The sequence below is a fragment of the Legionella qingyii genome (assembly GCF_003184185.1).
This window is the reverse complement of the sequence record NZ_QHJG01000005.1, coordinates 59,599-81,083: the sequence shown is the minus strand read 5'-3', so window position 1 is coordinate 81,083 and position 21,485 is coordinate 59,599. Positions and strand designations below refer to the sequence as shown.

Genomic DNA, 21,485 nt, shown 5'->3' with positions numbered 1-21,485 from the left:
CCTTGCTCAGTGCTACAGCATAAACTCCCCGTCTAGCCTGCATCAGACATTTGCCATAATGTTTTATAAGTGTAGCAGACCCTCATTGTCTAGCACCAAATACAGATCAAAATGAATAAAAAATTACCATATCTTAACTAAATTTCCATATCCCATGTTAATACCGTTAATTCTTTACAAAGGTTGTAGGTTTCTTATAGTAAATCGACAGTTTTTTTGCCATCCATCCATTATCGGGAAAGGTTGTTCCTGGTACTTCCCAAACCCCTGTTGCAAAAGCTCCTGCTCCCCACAGAATTGCAAATATGTGTGCATCAACTGCCTTTTTTAATTGCTCGGCATTATTATGAGCCCAATTAAAATTGTTTAAGGTCAAACACTGGGTCGCATTTTTGCCAGCACATAAACCATACCCTTTAGGTAAATTGGCAATGTCTAGATTAATCCAAGAGGCAATATTGCTTAAATCACGTTGTAACTTTGAATCACCGAAAAAATATACAGGTGCAGAACCCTCTTCTTGAGCCTCTAGAAGAGGTTCATCCTGGGTAGGGAGATGAGCAGCAGGTATTTGCCATAACATAGTAGGTATATAGCCTTTTCCTGCTTGCTTTCCCAAACCTTCGCTAATTTGTTGCGTCATCGTCAGGAAATTTTGCCAGGCGGCATCATTATAAAAGGTTGCCTGATTTATGAGTAAATTTGGAAATTTGCTACTGTAATCATCGGCACCATAACGATCAAAATAAATAAAATCCGGTTTGTATTTGCTACTGAATAATTCAAAACTCTTTAAATCAGAAAGAACCTTGTCCACATAAGTCTTTACAGCAGTTGACCCTCGATGAATCCACCATCCCCCTTCTGGAACTGCAGAAATATTTTCATGAACACCAAGAGCAACATGAGGTCCAAAATATTTAACCATCCAGTTTTGCGCGTGTAACCATCCATTAAAGTTATCTGAAAACACAGGGATATTCTGATCCGGATTGGCTGCACTACAGAGGGGCATCACATAATCATTGACACAATTAGCAAACGCTTGTCCAGCAGTATAGTTATCAGTTTTAGATTTGAGCCAAAGAAGTAAATCAGTAGGAGTACCTTTAATTAGCACAGGTTTATTGTCCCATCCATAAGTGCAAGTGGGTGTATTAGCAGGACTAAAATTAAGTTTTTTACTCACCATGCAATAAGCGTTAGAAACAGCCTGACCTACCGGGATGTATAACGATTTAACTGCTTCCACACGATTTGTATTCCCTAAATAACCCAACATATCTGGATTTAATAAAATAGTGCCATATGTTCCAGTATTGATATAAGCATTATCTTCTAATGTTTTAGACAAAAACATTAAGTTAAAAAAATGTTTTGTTAGATCATCTAAATTAGTAACGCTATCCGGATTCCAACCGCCACTTAGTTGCCAACCGTATTCAACTAAAACAGGATTAACATCATGGCCAGTATTCGTTTTTATATTCTTAGCCATGTTAATCATATTCCAAATTTTATAAGGAGTTTCTATTTTTCCAGGATCTCCATCTCCGCCTGCGCCATTGTATGTAAATACAGCATCAATACGAATATTAGTCGGCTCTTGCGGGGCTCCATTCGTTATAGTTCCCATAGCCAGATAGTTTGGCCAACCAGGAATAATAGAATTGTTTGTATTTTGACTAAAAGAAAAGGAAGATAAGCTCATTGCAAAAATAATCAAAAAACTAAAACTCTTTTTTTTCATTGCATAGTTCCTAAATGATTCATCAGGATTGAAAACAATCGTTACACTGTTGCTGATTTTACTGACTAAATTGGTACTTATAATGAAACGAATTATACCACAACAGCTCACATTGAGCGCATACTACGCCTAATAGTCAAAATATATGCAGTTTTAATGATTGTTATTGCAGATGTGCATTGGCATTGGAAAATTTAGAGTCGCAGCATGCGACTCAACTCGCAAGCAACACGCGGCATCTTTATAGGAGGTAAATTATTCGCCTATGTCTTCATTCCATAGAGTTCTCTCTTGAGCAATGAAGTGTCGCATCATGGTGATACATTCTTTATTTTGTAACACCTCAAGTTTTACACCACGTGATGTTAATAATGATTCTTCGCCCATAAAGGTTTGATTTTCTCCAATCACAACATGAGGAATTTTATAAAGAAGGATAGCTCCGCTACACATCGCGCAAGGTGAAAGAGTGGTGTATAAAATGGATTGCTCATAAACTTTAGCTTGCTGTCTACCCGCATTCTCTAATGCATCGATTTCAGCATGTAATATGCTGCTTCCTTTTTGAACCCGTTGATTATGTCCGCGCCCAATGATCCTGTCTTGATAAACAAGTACCGCACCAATGGGTATTCCTCCCTGAGCGAGACTTCGGCGTGCTTCTTCTATAGCTGCTTCAAGAAATCGTTGATGAGACTCTGACATGGTTATCCCTCCAATGACAGTAATATTGGGAATATTCTCCAGTATTTAATCATTATAAACAAGAACATAAACATGGAAAAAAATAATCTGAGCCTACTGTGCCGCAGGTTGTATCAAATGACTTACTTAGTAGCGTTTATCATACATTAACCGTAGAGTAGGAAGAGACAATAAATCCAACACGATCAAATAAATCGAAAATGCAAAATTTGTTGGCCAAAAACCGAAAGGACACAATAGGAAATAATGTGACTCAATAGATTGAGCATCACATAACCCTTCTCAAGACTTGTTTGCGGGCTCAACGAAGCCTACATCCGAGATGGATCTCGAAGAAGTAGGCAGAAAGAAATTCACATTAAGAGATTGTGCATGAGCCGCTACCGTTTGGCAAACAAACTGGTGCGCGATTGACTACTTTCGTACTTGCAGGAGCAGGTGTTGGCGTTGGTTGAAAGAAGTGTGGCTGATATGCCGCGGCGGTCGGTAAGGGTTGGGATTTTCCTTCCATTTCTTGTTGATTCATATGATTGCTTGTTGCATTCGAAACAGGAGTGCTGTGTGATGGACTATCCGCTGTTTTTGGGGCAGGTTTAGCTGTTTTATCTTCGGTATTAGTCGATGCAGGCTTCACGGAAGGAAAATTATTGACAAGGATTCGATTAAAAATAAACGGTTTCTGAAATATTGTCCATTTCGCATGGTCAGTGATATGTTTTAATGCATATATATGTATTTCATCATTCACTTCTTTATAGCGGGCAAAAAAATCAACCCGGGAATAAGACGTATATTCGTGACTATCCTTACGTGCCTGTGCAAAAACACTATTTAGGTCTTCCTCACTTTTAAAAACCCTATTCTTGTATTTATACTCCCAATCGCCAGGATTGGTATTTGAAGATGTTGTATCATCTCCAACACCTTCAGGAAAATATATTTTTTTTACGTTGTCTGTCTTTTGAAATAACCGTTGCAGCTCTTCTTCAACAAGCGCATAACCCTTTGCTACCAGCCTATAACTAAATCCAGAAATATTAGGGAGGGTTAAAATCGTGTATAAGTCGGGATTTGAAAATTCTTCTTTTGTTTGGCCTACGGCTTTCTTCCAAACAAGATCACTCGAAGCAAGGTCCTGCCAATCTTTACAGACTAACTCTAAATTTGCTAAATCTCTTGGGCCTAAAAATGTCATTATATGCTCTACAATCTCTGCGGGTATCTCGGGTAATTGATCTTCATATTTCTCTTGCATGATGGTCCTCATTATGGAGTTGATTTACAATTGCTATATGACACATGATCAATACTAAATCAATATTAACAGAAAATGACTTCAACCTCCCCAAAATAACCAGTGCAAAATTTGTGAAAACATAACTCAAAAGCAAGGTAATCAGTGGTGCTGTGCCACCAAGTAAAGAATGACTTAGGTTAAAAATAAAGTAAAACCACTTGCTCGCCCTTCTAGTGGTTATAGTTCGAAGCTCGCATTAAATACATTTCCAATAAAAATAGAGATAATAATCGCCAAAACTCTGCAAGCAAGGACAACCTGCAGTAAAGTACCTGCAGCAATAATTTTTTTATCCATAATCCAAACGATAGTGTTCGTTTTACGTTATCTGATTGATTCTAAATTTTTTTTCAGTTGAGGATACGTTTGTTATTTCTTCAACGCCATTTTTATTTTCTAATACTTTGTCCATTTCGTTCTTAAAATTGAATTTTGTTGGATCAACAGACACTTTAAGAAGTCCGCAAGGAAAATCACCTGGATAACATATATCAATATTTATAATTAAGTGTTTGCTTTCTGAATCAAAGACGATATTTTGGGCATAGGAATCACTTGGATTAGGTCCGGATCCAATGGTAATAATAACTTGTTTCACATCGGCTGCAACATTGTTTAAATATCCCTATAGTTGAACTTTATTCTCCATATCTACTTTATCTTCTCGAGTGAATCTATACATATCGACACCTGTAAATTAGTTAATATTTTTAGAGGATGATTAATGCCCCTGATGGGGCGCAGTTGTACATTATAAGAATAACAATCTCAACAAAAACATTGAATGAACAACAAGAGATCACAATTTATTGAAACACAAACCGAACTTCATTTAGTTCGTTTTGTATTTTTTGCAATCAAGGCTTTGCGTACAGTCAACTCAAGTTTCATAAGAATTTTTTATCAGATGAGATGCTACATTTTTAGATTGGAATCAGGTGAATCAATCGAGTTAAAGATTATAGCTTCCCCGGAAATTAATTCACCAAGCGTCTTCTCACCTGAGACGATATTAAAAAAGCTAATCCCTATCGTGGTTATTTTTCTCCAAGTATGTTCCAGGGTTGAAGGAGGAGAGATTCTGTCCAACTGCTCTATTTCTCCTTTACCAGGATGCAATTCACGGAGTGAATTAACGTAGGTAGCAATTATCTCCGCTACTTCGTGTGTTAGTTCAGTTTGTTCATATAAATAGCCGAGAAAACGTTTTGCCAAACTTAATCGCGTAGCATAAAGTTCATCATCTTTTATTTTTAAACGTTCTAAATGCAAAATATAGTCTTCAAGAAGATATCTTGGTTGCGTAATCGCGTGAATTTTTTGAAATGCATCGGTTAATTCTTTTTTATCAATCTCCTCCACCCACTGATAAAACCGTGTTTGCATCCCTTCTAACCGTTCCTGATAAGTAAAAGGATTCAACTTGACAAGATTTTTTTCAATAAACTGATGTACTGCATCCCGTGCAGTGTCATGATTTGAGAGTTCGGTTACATCCCCTTCAAGTTTCTGAAAGACCATGCAGATGAATAAAGCAATGGCAATTGATTTAAGCGAATAATCTAATTTTCCTTGTAAAGGCTTGGATTCCAAATCATATACCGCTTGTAAGACAGCTAATTTCAGGGCGTCTTCTTCTGAATAACCATTATTTAACCATTCAAAAATCAAAAAATTTACTGTGTCATCAGCATCTAACAATTTATATTTTTGGGTAATAAAATCAGTCCACTGCAAAAAAAGTAGATATTTTCCTTCACGCAAGGCTTTAATGTATTCAGAACTGGATGAGAGCATGGCGATCCTTGACTGCTTTTTTAGAATATTATCCTATACTTAAAAAACATAAACATGCAAATGGTGCACACTATGAAAAGGAAATGGTATGTAGCTATTGCTGTATCTCTCTTACCCTTTAGTTTCGCTTTCGCAAATTGCGATTTAACCCAATTTCGCTGGGAATGTGACTTGCCGGTGAAAGTTAAACCCAAACCAGGAGCAACCTCACTCGTATATTGTGGTAACTCCTATGGCTACATCACCAAACAAGAATATGACATTCTTGCCCGTTACCAACGTGCTAACGTTAATATGGTTTTAAATATTAATGGCGAATACATAGACAGCCCTTGTATCGGCGCACAGAGATAGTACAATAGCTCTGATTCATTCCTTGTATACTTTGTATCATCATACCCTGGGACAAGCGCAGCAAAGCTCAGGGTTTTCTGAAGCTTAACGTTCAGGGTTCCGCTGCGCTGCACCCAGACTACATGATGTTAATGAGATGATCATTGAACTCGATGGTATTCCCATAGAAATATTAAGAAAAAAAATTAAGAACATGCACTTACGTATTTATCCACCTGATGGCTTAGTCAAGGTGAGTGCACCTCTGAGATTCAGCGAACAACTTATAAGACAAAGTCTTGAGTCTAAAAGTGCATGGATTCATAAGCAAAGGGAGCGAATTCGTAATCGTGCTGTTGTCGAGGAATGTACATTTGCAACAGGATCAACTATAGCATTCAGAGGGAACAAATATTTATTAATCATCGAAGAACATCACGGACCAGCACAAATTAAGCTCAACAAGGAACTGATGTACTGTTATACCCAGCCTAACAGCTCACCCACCCAAATTCAAACCATTATTGAGCGCTGGTATAAACAGCAAATGCAAATGCTATTGCCTGAGCTTATTCATCGCTGGGAAGCTATTGTTGGAGTTAGAGTAGCTGAATGGGGAATCAGAAAAATGAAAACACGTTGGGGTTCATGTAACACCAGAGCGGCACGTATTTGGTTAAATCTTAATCTTATTAAAAAACCGTCGATTTGTCTGGAGTATGTCCTTGTGCATGAGTTAGTTCATCTGTTAGAACCAAGTCATAATAAACGATTTTATGGGTTAATGAGTCAATTTATGCCACAATGGCGCGAATATGAATATCACCTTGAAGGACGTGTACTTTGATTGATTCCGCACAACTAATCCCTAACCTCTGTAACCAGGGATTCTGTATTATTGATGGCTTTCTTGAGCAAACCCAATGCCAATTATTGCGCGAGACAGCACAAGGGCTGTATGAAGAAGGATTGTTTCGTGGTGCTAAAATTGGTCTTAAACTAGAATCCCATAAGAATGATTTAATTCGTACTGATGAAATTTTCTGGCTGGAAGGAAATGAAACAAATCCAGCAATACAAATCTTTTTAGGGCGAATTAAACAATTGGCTCAAATATTGAATCAGTCGCTCTTTTTAGGTTTACATGAATTTGAAACCCATTTTGCTGCATATCAACCAGGTACTTATTATAAAAAACATGTGGATCAGTTCGCAGCGCAAAGAACACGGAAAATCTCATGTGTGTATTATTTAAACGAGCATTGGAACTCTGAATTTGGAGGCGAGCTAAAAATATACAATACAGAAGATCAATTAATTGAGAATGTACTGCCCTTAGGAAATCGCTTCATATGTTTTAATAGCGAATTGCCTCATGAAGTATGTGTTACTCATCAACCTCGATACAGTATTACTGGTTGGATGAAAACCCATGCTCACTTTGTATTGAACAAAGGCGCGTTCTCCGATTTATAAAAACGAAATTAACAAGCGGATTACTTAGTAATTCAGAACGCTTAACCTTGCTCGTAAAACAATATGATTATTGTGTATAATGATATTTTTATTTTCATTTAATCTTCTATGCATGCCTTAGACATTAAACAATTATTTAAAACCTATGCTAATGGTGTACAAGCAGTAAAAGGCATTGATTTGACCATTAATACGGGTGATTTTTTTGCTTTATTAGGTGCCAACGGTGCGGGGAAGTCCACAACTATTGGTCTAATAACTTCATTACTCAATAAAACATCGGGTAGCATCAGCATTCATGGTTACGATTTGGAAAAAGAACCTGAAAAAGCCAAATCCTGTTTGGGTCTTGTGCCCCAAGAAATTAATCTTAATATTTTTGAAAATTGTGAACAAATCCTTCTAAATCAAGCGGGATATTATGGAATTTCGCGAAAGAAGGCACAACCCCGAGTTGAAAGTCTCTTGCAACAGCTAGGTCTTTGGGAGAAAAAAAACTCTATAGCGCGACACTTGTCCGGCGGAATGAAACGTCGACTTATGATTGCCAGGGCTTTAGTGCATCAACCTAAAGTACTGATTCTCGATGAGCCTACGGCTGGTGTGGACATAGAAATCCGACACAGTATGTGGGAGTTTCTCACCAGAACCAATGCAGAAGGCACAACGATTATTCTCACAACCCACTACCTGGAAGAAGCAGAACAATTATGTAAAAACATTGCCATCATAGATAAAGGGGAAATTATAAAAAATACATCGATGAAGGCTTTACTGCAAACACTACGTCATCAAACATTTATCTTCAATACAGAAAACCGCATCGATACTTTACCCGATTTATTTCCATTTAAGCCCACACTGGTTGATAGCACTACAATAGAACTCCGTGTAGACAACAATTTGAATTTAAATGATGCCTTTGCCCTGTTCACCAAACATGGAATAAAAATTCATAGTATGCGAAATAAAACCAATCGCTTGGAAGAACTCTTTTTGGATCTTATAAAAAATGGCCATTAAACAACAAGTTATTGCATTATATACTTTAGTAAGGCGCGAGTTGGTTCGTATGTTTCGCATTGCAAGCCAAGTATTTTTACCTCCAGTGATTACGACCACGCTTTACTTCCTTATTTTCGGGAGTTTAATCGGGCCGCGTATCGGCTCCATTCAAGGAGTCAGCTATCCGATGTTCATTGCTCCTGGATTGATTATGATGTCCGTTATTGTTAACTCCTACGGTAATGTATCTTCTTCTCTTTACAGTGTCCGCTTTCAAAAAAGTATCGAAGAAATGCTTGTTAGCCCAATGCATAACAGCCTCTTGTTGCTTGGCTATGTCTTGGGCGGCGTATTTAGAGGATTAATTGTTGCTGTCTTGGTTTATATCATTGCCAGTTTTTTCTTGACCATTGAATTAAGTCACTTGCCAATGACGTTACTCGTGGTATTGCTGGTATCTGCTGTTTTTTCATTGGCAGGGTTCACTAATGCCATGGTTGCGCGGAATTTTGATGATATTATGATTATACCCACATTCATACTCACGCCACTTACCTACTTAGGTGGTGTATTTTACAGCATAACCATGCTACCAGAATTTTGGCAGAAGGTATCTTGGCTAAATCCCATTTTGTATATGGTTAACGCACTGAGACAAGCAATGATTGGCCAAAGTGAGGTCAATATCTCTTTAGCGATGGGAATTATTTGTATGATGTTAGTGTTACTGACTCTTCTCAATATGTTTTTATTAAAAAAAGGCGTGGGGTTTCGCGAATAATCATCATTCATATGAGTAAATAAAAAGTGCAAGAACCTATTACAAGCGCTCTCGAATCTATTTTCTTAAGTTGCATGTCATTGACCACTCGCTTAATGGTGTCAACTTAAGCGTGTAGCCTAGATGTAGCGAGGCGTAATCCCATTTATTTACGTGTAAATCCCAAGGCCTGTAAACGTTGGTCAATTGAAGGATGTGTTGCAAACGCATTACTTAAAGATTTTACCGGATCAATATCGGATGGATCGAAAAGGTATGATGCCTGCCTCACCTGTTCATGAGGAGTGTTACCATATTCCTCTGAATAATGCTCGGCATGTTGTTGATGATCGTCATTAATCTTGAGCAATGCCCGAGCTAAGGGTTCATTATCGCGCATTAACTGCACACAGCCAGCATCAGCCATATATTCACGTGTTCGGCTTAAGAATAAGGTTAACAAAATTGTCAGTAAGGGCAAAACGTAACGAAGAATTACAATCACCATTAACAAACGATTATCTTCTCGTTTACCATCACGCTTAAATACTGCGGAATAAAATAGAATATCCACTACAATCAAAAGAATATTACTCAAAATCGCCACTGTTAGCGTTAATTTAATATCATAGTGACGAATGTGACTTAATTCATGAGCCATCACTGCTTGCAGTTCTGCCCTGTCCAGTTTTTCCATTAAACCGCGAGTAATTGCAACCATTGCTGATTTTTCACTATACCCACTCGCAAACGCATTCATATAATCTGCTTCGATAATAAAAACTCTAGGCATATACTGTAAACCAGCAGCAACTTTCATTTCTTCAACTACATTATACAATTGTTGTTCCCGCAAATCTCGGGCGGTTTGCGGGGTAATTTCATGATAGTCTGTACCTAATAACATAATGCGATCATAAAATGCATACGTTATTAATAATGACACTATGGCAATAGCAACCATAATTATAGTGGCATAGGGAACAACGCGCAGATGAATCAACGCAAGAAAGCATTGCTGCAAGGTAACCTGTGGATAGGTCGATTGTAAAACAAATAAATCAGCAACGAAGCCCACAGCAAAAAAAATGGCAACAAAAAAAGCGATAACTCCATATGTCTTACGCTGATTCAGCTGTATTTGTTCGCGCCAATTCCCTACACTACCATGATAGTCTTCAAGGCCCATATTCTAAACTCAAAATTTTACGGTATAGTCTTCTTTAGCTTGAATCTGCTCTTCAGGAAGTCCCCAATATACAAAGTCTTTATCTAATGCTGAAGAAAACAAAGACACTACCATAGATTCAAAGAATGATTTCTTTTTCGCATTATAACGCTCTATACCATCGTTATAAGCCTGCTTGGAGTAGGCCAATTTATTTTCAGTGTTAACAATTTCTTCCTGCAATTGCATGACATTTTGACTTGCTTTCAAATCGGGGTAATTTTCAAATACCACATTCAACCCAGATGCAATCTGAGAAATTTGGTTTTCTGCAGCCATGCGACCTGCTTCATCTCCTGCAGCTTTAGCTGTTTGCGCTTGATTACGCAAGGCGACTACATCCTTTAATGTAGTTTTCTCGTAATCCATATATTTTTTTACTGCCTCAATGAGCGATTCAAAAACCTTAAAACGACGATCCAGTTGGATATCTATTTGTTTTTTGTCGTTATTAATAGCCTCAATTAAATGAATTAACGTGTTATAAACACTAATAGCCCATAAAAATAAAAGTACTACAATAATAATAAGGGCAATAAGAAAAGTACTCATTTTTCATCCTATGTAAAATTTTCTACAATTTAGTTATAGATCGAAAATAACAAAAAAAATAGTGGAATGACTGAGGATTTTTTGCTAACCGTAAGAGTACAAGTTAATGAATAAAAGTCAAATTGGGTGGTGCATCCATTTTTTAGCCTATTATCTGTGTTGGATAGCTTGTTTCTATTTTGCAGCCCAAAATGAAGTATTGCTTGGAACAATAATTGGTTTCCTGCTCATTGCCGTGCAAATCGCCTGGCAATCAATTAATCGTTTGCCTTATTTAAATGCTCTATATTTTGCACTTCTTATTGGGGTCATTGGCTCAATCACTGATACAATTTGGCTGCATCAAAATTATATTTCTTTTAAAGCAAATCCCTTCAGCTCTTATTTTACAGCCCCATGGATGATTTGTATTTGGTTAAGTTTCGGATTGAATCTTATTATTCTTAATGAAAAATTGACCCGCTACTATCTCATTTGGTTCCTGCTCATCCTTTTTTTGATGCCTTTTGCTTATAAAATTGGCGAAACATGCAATATCGTAGTGATCGAAAAAAGTTATCCATTTTATTTTTTTGTAGGAGTTACCTGGGCATTCCTCTTACCCGCCAGCTTTTATATCTATCACTACTTAAATAAACACGAAATTGTTAATTCATGAATTCAAGTTGTAGAAATCATGACACATTTAAAATAGGCTTCAAAAATTGTCCCGTATAAGAATGTTCACATGCAGCAACTTGCTCTGGTGTTCCTGTAGCCACAATACGACCTCCTTTGCTTCCTCCTTCAGGTCCCAGATCAATAATCCAATCTGCGGTCTTAATCACATCCAGATTATGTTCAATAATCACAACCGTATTCCCTTGCTCCCGTAAACGGAATAATACAGCTAATAACTGTTTGGTATCGTGAAAATGTAATCCTGTAGTCGGTTCATCAAGAATATATAGAGTGCTTCCTGTACCCCGTTTTGACAACTCTCGAGATAACTTAATTCTCTGAGCTTCTCCTCCTGAGAGAGTAGTCGCACTTTGCCCCAATTTAATATAAGACAAACCAACATCCATCAACGTTTGACATTTTCTGGCTAAAACAGGAATCGCTGCAAAAAACTGACCAGCGTCTTCAACAGTCATTTCTAAAACTTCATGAATATTTTTGCCTTTATATTGAATATCCAGGGTTTCTCGATTATAACGTTTTCCTTTGCACACATCGCATGATACATAAATATCAGGTAAAAAGTGCATTTCAACTTTAATCAGACCATCCCCCTGACACGCTTCACAACGCCCACCGCGCACGTTAAAGCTAAAACGCCCAGGCTGATAACCTCTTGACCGAGACTCAGGAGTTGCTGCAAATAATTCTCGAATATGAGTAAAAATACCTGTGTACGTAGCTGGATTAGAACGAGGAGTCCTGCCAATCGGGCTCTGATCAATATCAATTACTTTATCGCATAAATTCAAACCGACAATCTCTTTGGCTGAACCGGGAGTATATAAACTTGCTCTATTTAATAGATTGGCAGCATTCGGATATAGAGTATCATTAATCAAACTCGATTTTCCCGAACCTGATACTCCGGTAATACAAGTAAGCAACCCTAAGGGAATACTGACATCAACATCAACCAAGTTATTACAATTCACTCCTTTTAGATGAATCATTTTTTCGGAGTTAACGGGTAAACGTGTATTAGGAATTGCAATGGATTGCTTTCCAGATAAATATTGACCCGTTAAGGACGTTGGAGATTGCATAATTTCTTGCGGTGTACCACTTGCAACAATTTCACCACCATGTACCCCAGCCCCAGGACCTATATCCAGGACAAAATCAGCGCTGCGAATTGCATCCTCATCATGTTCCACCACAATAACCGTATTTCCCAGATTTCGTAAGTGCATTAAAGTCTTTAATAGCCGGTCATTATCTCTTTGGTGCAAGCCAATAGAAGGCTCATCCAAAATATACATAACGCCAACCAATCCAGAACCAATTTGACTGGCTAAACGAATACGTTGTGCTTCTCCGCCTGATAAAGTTTCAGCACTGCGGGCTAATGAAAGATAATCCAAACCCACATTGACCAGGAATCCTAATCGCTCAACAATTTCTTTATTAATTTTTGCCGCAATTTCACCTTTATATCCCGTCATCCGCAGATTTTTAAAAAAAACATAAGCTTTTTCGATCGAATAGGCTGTAATTTCAGGCAAATTTTTATCATCGATAAATACATGCCGAGCTTCTTCACGTAATCGCGCACCATGACAGCTCTGGCATGGGCGGGAAGATAAATACTTCGCAAGCTCCTCTCGTATCATTCCTGAGTCAGACTCACGATAACGTCGTTGCATATTAGGAATAATTCCTTCAAATACATGTCGCTTTACTGTATATCCGCCATTAGGGCGATGATAATGAAAGTCTATAACCTCACGCCCACTCCCGTATAATATAATCTGTCGAATCTCCTCGGACAAATCACAAAATGCAGTATTGACATCAAAACCATAATGCCCGGCAAGCGACTCAAGCATTGAGAAATAATAAGTAGTTTTTTTATCCCATCCTCGTATAGCACCTTCAGCCAAACTGGCAGTTTGATCATGTACAACCCGCTCCGGATCAAAAAACTGATCAACGCCCAATCCATCACAAGAAGGACAAGCACCTACTGGATTATTAAACGAAAAAAGTCTAGGTTCTAACTCACTGAGGCTGTATCCGCATTCAGGGCATGCAAATTTTGAAGAAAAGACAAGATCATCAAATTGATTATCCATGGATGCGACTATGGCGAGCCCTTCTGCTAAATTTAAAGCATTTTCGAATGACTCGCTTAAGCGCTGGGCGATATCGGATCTCACTTTAAACCGATCCACAACGACTTCGATCGTGTGTTTCGTACGCAAACCCAGTTTGGGAGGAGAATCCAATTCATACAACTCGCCATCGATACGAGCACGTACATAACCTTGGGCTTGCAACTGCTGTAAAAGCTGAACCTGCTCTCCTTTACGCTCACGCACGACCGGAGCCAAAATCATTACTTTACTGTCAGTAGGTAAAGCCAAAACCTGATCCACCATTTGGCTGATTGTTTGCGCATGCAAGCTGACATGATGTGTAGGGCAACGCGGCTCCCCCACCCGGGCATAGAGCAATCGTAAATAATCATAAATTTCGGTAATGGTCCCTACTGTGGAACGAGGATTATGGGAAGTGGCTTTCTGCTCTATAGAAATTGCTGGTGATAAACCCTCTATCGAATCAACATCAGGCTTTTCCATCATTGCCAAAAACTGGCGTGCATAAGCAGATAAAGATTCAACATAGCGACGTTGTCCCTCCGCATATAATGTATCAAAGGCTAAAGAGGACTTCCCTGAACCAGATAAACCCGTAATTACAATTAATTTATCACGTGGTAAATCCAAGTCGAGATTTTTAAGGTTATGGGTTCTTGCACCGCGTATGGTGATAGTATGCATATAATTCGATAATTTGGTTTAAAAACTAAGTTTGGGGTTTATATTTTTCGCCTACAAAGTATACAATTATACGTCAAAAAAATGGAGCGTATAGAGTAAATAAGTAATTCTTTTTGGGAATCAAATTCCAATAATTACTTTTTTTTCACATCTGTTTTGCACCACAAAACGCAATTTTTCAGTACACATTTATCATTTACAGATTATACTAAAATAAAAAAATTAAGTTCTTCATTTTAAAACATTAAAAAGGATTTTTAACATGAACGCTCTTTTGCCAAGGATCCTGTTATGGCTCGTGCTGGTCATATCGCCATTTACTCTTTATGCGCAAAATGATGCGGAAATCTGTCAATGGGCAAAACAAATTTTATTGAATACCTTATCCGTAGATTACAACTATCAAGCAAGTGATGATGCAGAATTACGTAAAAATTATACTGCGAATGCCTGGGACGCCCTAACCAATTTCTTAGGCAATTATCTCGATGTTATCCGAGAAAACCATCTTACACTGCATCCTAAAGTTATTGCAGAGCCTTATGTCGCTGAAAAAGGTTTTGCTCTTGGCGTCCATTTTTGGCGCATTAATGAAGTTTTTTCTATTCCTGAATTAAATCTTACGATTGCATTTTCACTAATAGTTATCGAAGCAAATCCTCAACCCAGTGGAAGTGGGCGTTTACTCATTCAGAGCATAGATATGATTAAAAAGGAAAATTCATGAATCTCTTGACTCGTTTTAGATTTTTTCTTTGGAAATTTAGCCATTTTAAAGTTCGCATGATAGGCTACCTAAAGCCCCGGCTGATCCAACTTACTGACAGTGAAATTATTATTTGCTTGCCTTTAAATCGACGCAGTCGTAATCATTTAAACTCCATGTATTTTGGTGCGCTGTGTGTTGGGGCAGACTTAGCAGGGGGGTTACATGGTTTTTATCATGCAGCACAAAAACAACTCAATGTTTCTCTCGTGTTTAAATCATTTCAAGCACAATTTTTACATCGCCCTGAAGCGGATGTTTATTTTGTTTGTCGTGAAGGAACAAAAGTCGCAGCAATGTTGGAAGAATCTAAAAAAACAGGAACACGAGTAACCCAACCCATCCAGATTAAAGCCTATACCGATTATCCTGACCTTAAAGAATCAGTTGCAGAGTTTGTTTTAGAGTTGTCAGTAAAAATTCGCGCCTAATTTAATTGGCTCCTTTATGAATGATGACAAAAGTAATCATTGATTTATATTCAAGAACAGACGAAAATATTGCCAAACTGTGGTATTATTAATGCCGGTTAATCTATTGACAGTCAACGACTTATGAATTCATTAGGCTATCTGTAATGATATTTGAAGAATATGTAAAATTATTAGAGTCATTCAAGCAAAACCAGATATCTAAAATACTGGAACAAATTGACACTAAAATTTTCGAAATTCTCTATAGCAAGCATGTTAGTCCTCGAATAGTCCCTTATTTTCCCCGCTACGAACTTTGTTTTATGTCCGATGAAACAAAAGAATTACAGCCTGGAAAGTTATACATAAGTGAACAAAATGGCAAAGTAGCCTACTCAGTAATCACCCCAGACAAAAAAACGATTGAAAATGCTGTTTTGGATGAGATTGATGCACCATCGCCTTTTAAATACACCATTGCCCCAAGGATCGATGTAGTAAAACCCCAAGCAGGTTTTTTTTATGTCCGTATGGTCGAAACAGGTCTTGAATATACTGTTATAGACCCCTCCGGCAAATTAGTAACCGCTGTAATTAAACGCGAAGAATTTAAAATTAACTTACGCTCAGATTTTTCACCTAAAGATCTAGAGCCTTTTATGCCTGAAATTCTTAATATTACGTCGAAAAGAAATCATACCCCACCCTTTACACTGGATGCTCTTAGGGCGCGAGTACTGTCAGCAACATCGAGGAAGGGCCATACGAATTGGGCTCCTTTTGCTAATTATTCTCTTGACCCTGATAATATTTCTCAAATTAAAAAGCTAATTAATGCACTTTATTATGCGCGCCTGACTTTTTTAGATTTGGAAAATATTGATGTCAGAGACTTAAAACGAAGTTTTTGGGATCTGAAATTACTCTACAATAAAACAATAAATCTGGCTTATGAGGCAAGTTACTTACTCACTCATTTAGATATTGACCTAAAAGATATGTTTCAGGAGGAACTCTCTCTTATTCTGCCCTTATTCAATCAAATACAAGTTTTTGCAGAAAAATATGCTAAAGAAAACGAATCGATTGTAAAATCATTCGACCCATTGCCTTTAGCTTATAAAGCGGGAACCGTGGCAGGAATTACCGTAGATCAAATGCGCCCGATCAGCAGCGATGTAGATTATAACTTCCTTGCCCAATTCAGTGCTGTCCTGCCGAGCTATATTGACAAATTAACTAACTACATAAAACAATTTTCCTCTGAAATTAAAGAATCAGAAGAAAAACTTAATAAAGAAAAACTAGACGAGTTACAAAATGCAGCACTAAACTTATTAAATGAGATCGAAAATTTAAAAGGAAACAGTGTTTTTGTTTCACTTAAATTTTTAAATTACATTCATATAATTCGCAATGTTATCACTTTATCCATGAGCTCGTTAGAACAAATAGGCGAACTTAGTGAATCATCTCAAGACGTGCTCCGTGATAAATTAGCCCAACTCAAATACGACGTATTGCCCGGCCTATTTAGTTTGGTTGATAAAATTGAAGACAATGCCATGCTTAAGCCTGGAACTTTGTCTGTTCCTTTGATGGAAAAAGTCAAAGTCTTGTATGACCAACTCCTTTATCTACCTAAAAAAGTAATTGATTTTAAAACCAAAGGAGAAGAGTTACTCGAAATCGAAGATCATCGATTTATCGAATTAAGGCTGGAAATGGTCTATAAAAGGATAGATAAGGCCAATAAAGCATTGTATAAAATTCAAAAAGCGCAGGCCGCGTGCACGGCATTTTTTGAACTATTAAAAAAACATAAAACCGTTCATTTATCCAAGCTCCCTCTCGATGTGAAACAAGAACTTATAAATCACTATAAGCTGCTTAAACCTTACATGACTCAACTGGACATCGATTTAAATCAAATAATTATCTCTAATTTAGTACAACCTGAAGAAAAGGAAAAAAAACAAGACTGGTACACTTTTATAGGAAAATCTCTGCAACGCTTTATGAGACAACCTTCTGCAGACCTAATTATAAAAAAAGAAAAAGAGCTCACTGATTTAATTACTAAAGATGAAAACAGCCAACTTTTTCACATTAATTTAAATAAAGATTTAATTGATTCGGTACATAAAAAAGCAAATTTAGCTTTATTCCCATATAGTGAAAAAACAAATGTCTACACTCTTGATGAAACGATCCCGCTACAAGTCGAACAAGGTAAAGATAAAAAATCAAGGTTAACAAAAGCACAGTTTCAACGAATCCAAAATGCTTATTTGCGCTTTTCACAGATAATAAATGAACAAATAAAAGCAAAACCCGAACGTTATGAACAGAATTTGGATCTAAGCTTACTTGACACTAAACTAAAAAAAGAGTGCCAACAGTTATTTAAGATATTTCAACCTTACATAACCTCAATCATCTTACCTGAATTTAACGACGCAGAAAAAAGGAAAGTACTCCAACCTTATTTAAGTTCAATCATAACCTCTGAACTTAAAAAATCGGCGAAACATTTTGAATCCTATTTATCGGCTTTATTTGCGCAAAAAACAGTCAAAAATATTCCATCTACAGAACTTTTTCTTGGACTGGATAAAAATATTCACACCTTCATCGATCATATTAATTTCGAATGGTGCAATAAAAGTGACTTTAAAAAAATCCTGATGGCGTACACTCGCTTTGCTCAGATAATAAAAAAGCAGATCGAAAGAAAACCGCAACTCTATGGGAATAACTTATTATTAACGAGTCTTGATGAACAAGCCAAAGAGGAATGTCGAGAGTTATATCCAATCTTTCAGCCTTTTTTCAAGTTTGCAATCCCACCGAAACTTCGAGACTCAGCACAAAATTTCGAAGAATATTTAGCTGCATTACTTGCAAATAAACCAGTAGAAATCTTAGAAGCACCACCTTCGTCTTTGTTTTTAAAACTGGATGAACACGTCCAGGATTTTCTTGCCAAATGGCAAGATAAAAGTCAAATGTATTATGATTTTGCAAAAGTCAGGTTTCTGGATGAAAATGAGTCAAGTGCTCTGAGAAGCAAACGAGAGGAAGAGAAAAGACTGCGATTTAAAACAGTTAATGGGGATAATTTACTGCAAAATCGCGAAGAATTAAATGCAGACCAAGCACTTGAAGTCTACCAGTGGTATCGAAATAAGCATACCAAATTTCTGGTAGTTCAAAATGCTTATATTCAATTTATCGCATTACTCAGAAAAGAAATCCGTACAAAGCCTCAAATTAAAGGAAATATGTTACTTCTAAATCGCATTGATCCCAAAGTAAAAGATCAATGTCGTAATTTATATAGCATTTTCCAACCCTTCTTTATCTGTGCCGTACCCCCTGAGATGAAAAAGGAAGCTTTAAAGCTTGATAAATATCTCGTGGCTATCTTATCGAACAATAAAATCTCTATAAAGAATGCACCATCCATGCGAATGTTTCTGGATCTCGATATACACTTCCAAGAGTTCTTTGCAGACATTACTCAGGAATGGAATCGGAGAACGGAGCGTTTTTATAACTTAGCGCAGAAAAAATTTACCCAAGAAAATAGGTTAACTACACTAAAACCAGAGCCCCAAACGGGCAGAGAGCACTATGTTATCCAACATAATAACTATTCCAAATGCATTCATGAGTTTAGACAATCCTTGTTTGGGGTAACTCAACTACTTAACAATGCAATGCAAACTGCATTAACACCCCAAGGTTTACAGCAATCATTGCCCAGAGTGGTTGATATATCACCCGAAGGGATATTGAACCAAGCTAAGGAAACTGTAAATCCGCAATCCTCACCACCATTCCCGGAAATGGAGGATAATAACAAGAGATTAGCTCAAAGCAGACAAGTTTGCGCTTTAAAAGACATATTTAACAGTTTATTTCATTTAGAAGGGATTGCTCTTGAGTTAGAAAAATTAAATAACAAGAGTGCTAAAAGTCGTTATGTTTATTATTTATTAAATGCTTATGGACATCTTAATGAAATCATTAAGTCATCCAAGCGCTTGGCTGCTGATCCACATTTAGGATTAATAGCCCGTAATTTACTTGATAAGGCCCAAGAGCTTTATGCAACGTTCCAAGAACACTCCGATGCATATCAGGTAAGTCCTGAACAAGTTCCATACGGCACAACCAAAGTGCAATACAATGCACTTTGGTATGTTCTGAATGCTTTTTATATTAGCCCCAAACATATTAGGGCATTAAAAAATACTAATTTCCTAACTACTAAGGAACTTAACCAATTACATCTGCGAGCCAAAAAAGCAACCTTATTTATAGAAGATCTGATTAATAATTCTAATTCATATTTTAAATTGTTCCTGCAAACCCCACGCATGATTTACCTATACCAGGAACTCACCACCAAACTAAATGAATTTACGACTACTTCTCACGATGGAATAATTGATAATCTAGAGAAGATGCGATCTACCGTATTCACCCCAATGCTTTTTGAGGCAGATCTCTGGGAAAACAAATTAGGACTCGCTCCAGGAGCACTTTCAGGCCCATTACGGCAAATTACTGATGAATTCTTTAAGGGATTGTTACACCCACTCGATTTAAAATCTAAAAAATGCATCAAGTTAGTTTGTGATGAAGAACCACTGAAACAAAGAACTAGCATAACTAAAAAAAGGATCCGTAATGTAGGAAAATTTCTTAAAAAAATAGACAAAGAATATCAAGATATTGAAAATCTTTATCATTGGTATCGTGTAGTTACTACTCCATTTGAAGCCTTTGCTCTCACTGCGCCAAACCTATCAAAAGAGGATTTGGAAAAAGCCAAAGTTGAGTTAAATGCGGCTTATAAAAAAGCACTTCCCAAACTGACTAAACTCAAGCGGGATAAGAAAGTTGAAATTCCGCCAAGCCAGTATCCTGAGGACCATCAATTTGATGAACTATGTAATTTTGGACTCAAAGCATACGACCCACATTTTACCGAAATCGAGGCGTTAATCACTGCAAGTCATCATTATTATCTTGGTCTAAAAGCAACATATCAAATGCGTTTAGATACCTTAAAAGAGAAATTGAGTTATCTTCAGGATTTAGTTCCAATTCAGAAACAAGAGAAACTGACTTTTATTAAACAATTCGCTACTGAGTCGTTTGGCAAACATCTCGAAAAGATGTGCAATGACAATTTAAGCTTACAATATACTGATTCAGAATATAGAGCCCAACTTAAGGCTTATTTGCTTAAACTTAAAACTGAAATAGTTGCTAAGTCAGAAACAGCTGAAGATATTGATCTAAGCATCAATAAATTGCTGCAAAAAGAAATCAGTAAATTTGAGAAAAAGTACTATGTGGACTACCATCATCTTGATGAAGTATTTGTGGCTTTGGCTCAATTTAAAATTTATTTCAAAAACTCCAGAATTGCGATACATAAACAAAGTTCTTTATTTGAAAGTAAAGAAACTTTATATGTAAAATCAAAGTGCATTAATAAGTTAAATGAGATTGCTACTGATACAACATTAGAAGTTCATGAGCGTTTGCGACAAATAAGAGCTCACGTAGTTAAAGATCCTAACTTCACAAGAATCATCCTGACACATAAGCAAGTTAATACCTTTAGTTTTACGTACTTAAAAATGTGTTTTTTCTCACTGTTGGAAGCATTAAATTTATATACCCCTACCCGAAAGAAGCTTCTTGACCAGCTTAATGAAGCTGTAAAAAAGCCTCCTGAAATCGGAGAATTAACAAAACGTTTTGGCCTATTTGCCCCGCCCCAAACACCCAAAGAGGTCGAAGCAAAAAAATATGCAGCACCTGCTATCCCAGTTAGCTTTTCCTAATCTTATCGCGAATTATTATTCTAATTAATAATT

17 protein-coding genes are annotated in these 21,485 nt (G+C 37.0%); 9 read left to right on the top strand and 8 right to left on the bottom strand.

Annotated elements, in window-relative coordinates; all coding sequences use genetic code 11:
- Nucleotides 1-166 precede the first annotated feature (166 nt).
- The 5 genes from DGG96_RS21020 to DGG96_RS04100 all read right to left on the bottom strand — a co-directional run bounded on the left by DGG96_RS21020 (nt 167) and on the right by DGG96_RS04100 (nt 5,549).
- A complete protein-coding gene (locus DGG96_RS21020) occupies nt 167-1,750 on the bottom strand; it encodes a hypothetical protein (protein WP_199739209.1) in 1,584 nt (527 codons plus the stop codon).
- 255 nt (nt 1,751-2,005) lie between these two features.
- Entirely contained in the window at nt 2,006-2,455 is a 450-nt protein-coding gene (locus tag DGG96_RS04120; protein WP_110141697.1) for a nucleoside deaminase, read from the bottom strand.
- 358 nt (nt 2,456-2,813) lie between these two features.
- On the bottom strand, nt 2,814-3,710 hold the full coding sequence (locus DGG96_RS04115; RefSeq protein WP_158618864.1) for an F-box protein: 897 nt from the start codon (nt 3,708-3,710) through the stop codon (nt 2,814-2,816).
- Between the two features lie 361 nt (nt 3,711-4,071).
- Nucleotides 4,072-4,350, bottom strand: coding sequence for a hypothetical protein (locus DGG96_RS04105; protein WP_110141695.1), 279 nt, complete (start codon nt 4,348-4,350; stop codon nt 4,072-4,074).
- Nucleotides 4,351-4,667: 317 nt separating this feature from the next.
- Nucleotides 4,668-5,549: a helical bundle domain-containing protein gene (locus tag DGG96_RS04100; protein WP_110141694.1), complete on the bottom strand. Its 882-nt coding sequence runs from the start codon at nt 5,547-5,549 to the stop codon at nt 4,668-4,670.
- A 72-nt stretch (nt 5,550-5,621) separates the two neighbouring features.
- On the opposite strand from DGG96_RS04100, the gene DGG96_RS04095 reads away from it, so the two are divergent.
- The 5 genes from DGG96_RS04095 to DGG96_RS04075 all read left to right on the top strand — a co-directional run bounded on the left by DGG96_RS04095 (nt 5,622) and on the right by DGG96_RS04075 (nt 9,144).
- The gene (locus tag DGG96_RS04095) at nt 5,622-5,903 is read left to right on the top strand and encodes a hypothetical protein (protein WP_110141693.1); all 282 of its coding nucleotides are present in this window, start codon (nt 5,622-5,624) and stop codon (nt 5,901-5,903) included.
- 136 nt (nt 5,904-6,039) lie between these two features.
- On the top strand, nt 6,040-6,729 hold the full coding sequence (locus tag DGG96_RS04090; protein ID WP_110141692.1) for a M48 family metallopeptidase: 690 nt from the start codon (nt 6,040-6,042) through the stop codon (nt 6,727-6,729).
- The gene (locus DGG96_RS04085) at nt 6,726-7,358 is read left to right on the top strand and encodes a 2OG-Fe(II) oxygenase (RefSeq protein ID WP_110141691.1); all 633 of its coding nucleotides are present in this window, start codon (nt 6,726-6,728) and stop codon (nt 7,356-7,358) included. The genes DGG96_RS04090 and DGG96_RS04085 overlap by 4 nt, the downstream gene beginning before the upstream one ends.
- 108 nt (nt 7,359-7,466) lie before the next feature.
- Nucleotides 7,467-8,381, top strand: coding sequence for an ABC transporter ATP-binding protein (locus DGG96_RS04080; RefSeq protein ID WP_110141690.1), 915 nt, complete (start codon nt 7,467-7,469; stop codon nt 8,379-8,381).
- Nucleotides 8,371-9,144 carry an ABC transporter permease gene (locus DGG96_RS04075; RefSeq protein ID WP_110141689.1) on the top strand — a complete coding sequence of 258 codons (774 nt, stop codon included), beginning with the start codon at nt 8,371-8,373 and terminating at the stop codon, nt 9,142-9,144. Before DGG96_RS04080 ends, DGG96_RS04075 begins: the two co-directional genes overlap by 11 nt.
- A gap of 145 nt (nt 9,145-9,289) precedes the next feature.
- Here the strand turns inward: DGG96_RS04075 and htpX are convergent, their stop codons facing one another.
- Entirely contained in the window at nt 9,290-10,312 is a 1,023-nt protein-coding gene (htpX, locus tag DGG96_RS04070) for a zinc metalloprotease HtpX (protein WP_110141688.1), read from the bottom strand.
- Between the two features lie 9 nt (nt 10,313-10,321).
- A complete protein-coding gene (locus DGG96_RS04065) occupies nt 10,322-10,903 on the bottom strand; it encodes a LemA family protein (RefSeq protein ID WP_110141687.1) in 582 nt (193 codons plus the stop codon).
- A gap of 106 nt (nt 10,904-11,009) precedes the next feature.
- On the opposite strand from DGG96_RS04065, the gene DGG96_RS04060 reads away from it, so the two are divergent.
- Nucleotides 11,010-11,561, top strand: coding sequence for a DUF2878 family protein (locus DGG96_RS04060; RefSeq protein WP_110141686.1), 552 nt, complete (start codon nt 11,010-11,012; stop codon nt 11,559-11,561).
- A gap of 16 nt (nt 11,562-11,577) precedes the next feature.
- On the opposite strand, the gene uvrA is transcribed toward DGG96_RS04060, so the two are convergent.
- Nucleotides 11,578-14,406, bottom strand: coding sequence for an excinuclease ABC subunit UvrA (uvrA, locus tag DGG96_RS04055; RefSeq protein ID WP_110141685.1), 2,829 nt, complete (start codon nt 14,404-14,406; stop codon nt 11,578-11,580).
- 262 nt (nt 14,407-14,668) lie between these two features.
- On the opposite strand from uvrA, the gene DGG96_RS04050 reads away from it, so the two are divergent.
- The 3 genes from DGG96_RS04050 (at nt 14,669) to DGG96_RS04040 (ending at nt 21,452) form a co-directional block, all read left to right on the top strand.
- On the top strand, nt 14,669-15,133 hold the full coding sequence (locus tag DGG96_RS04050) for a hypothetical protein (RefSeq protein WP_110141684.1): 465 nt from the start codon (nt 14,669-14,671) through the stop codon (nt 15,131-15,133).
- Nucleotides 15,130-15,603 (top strand): hotdog family protein, encoded by a 474-nt coding sequence (locus DGG96_RS04045; protein ID WP_110141683.1) that lies wholly within the window; start codon nt 15,130-15,132, stop codon nt 15,601-15,603. Before DGG96_RS04050 ends, DGG96_RS04045 begins: the two co-directional genes overlap by 4 nt.
- 146 nt (nt 15,604-15,749) lie before the next feature.
- The gene (locus DGG96_RS04040; protein WP_110141682.1) at nt 15,750-21,452 is read left to right on the top strand and encodes an SdhA; all 5,703 of its coding nucleotides are present in this window, start codon (nt 15,750-15,752) and stop codon (nt 21,450-21,452) included.
- Nucleotides 21,453-21,485: the final 33 nt, after the last annotated feature.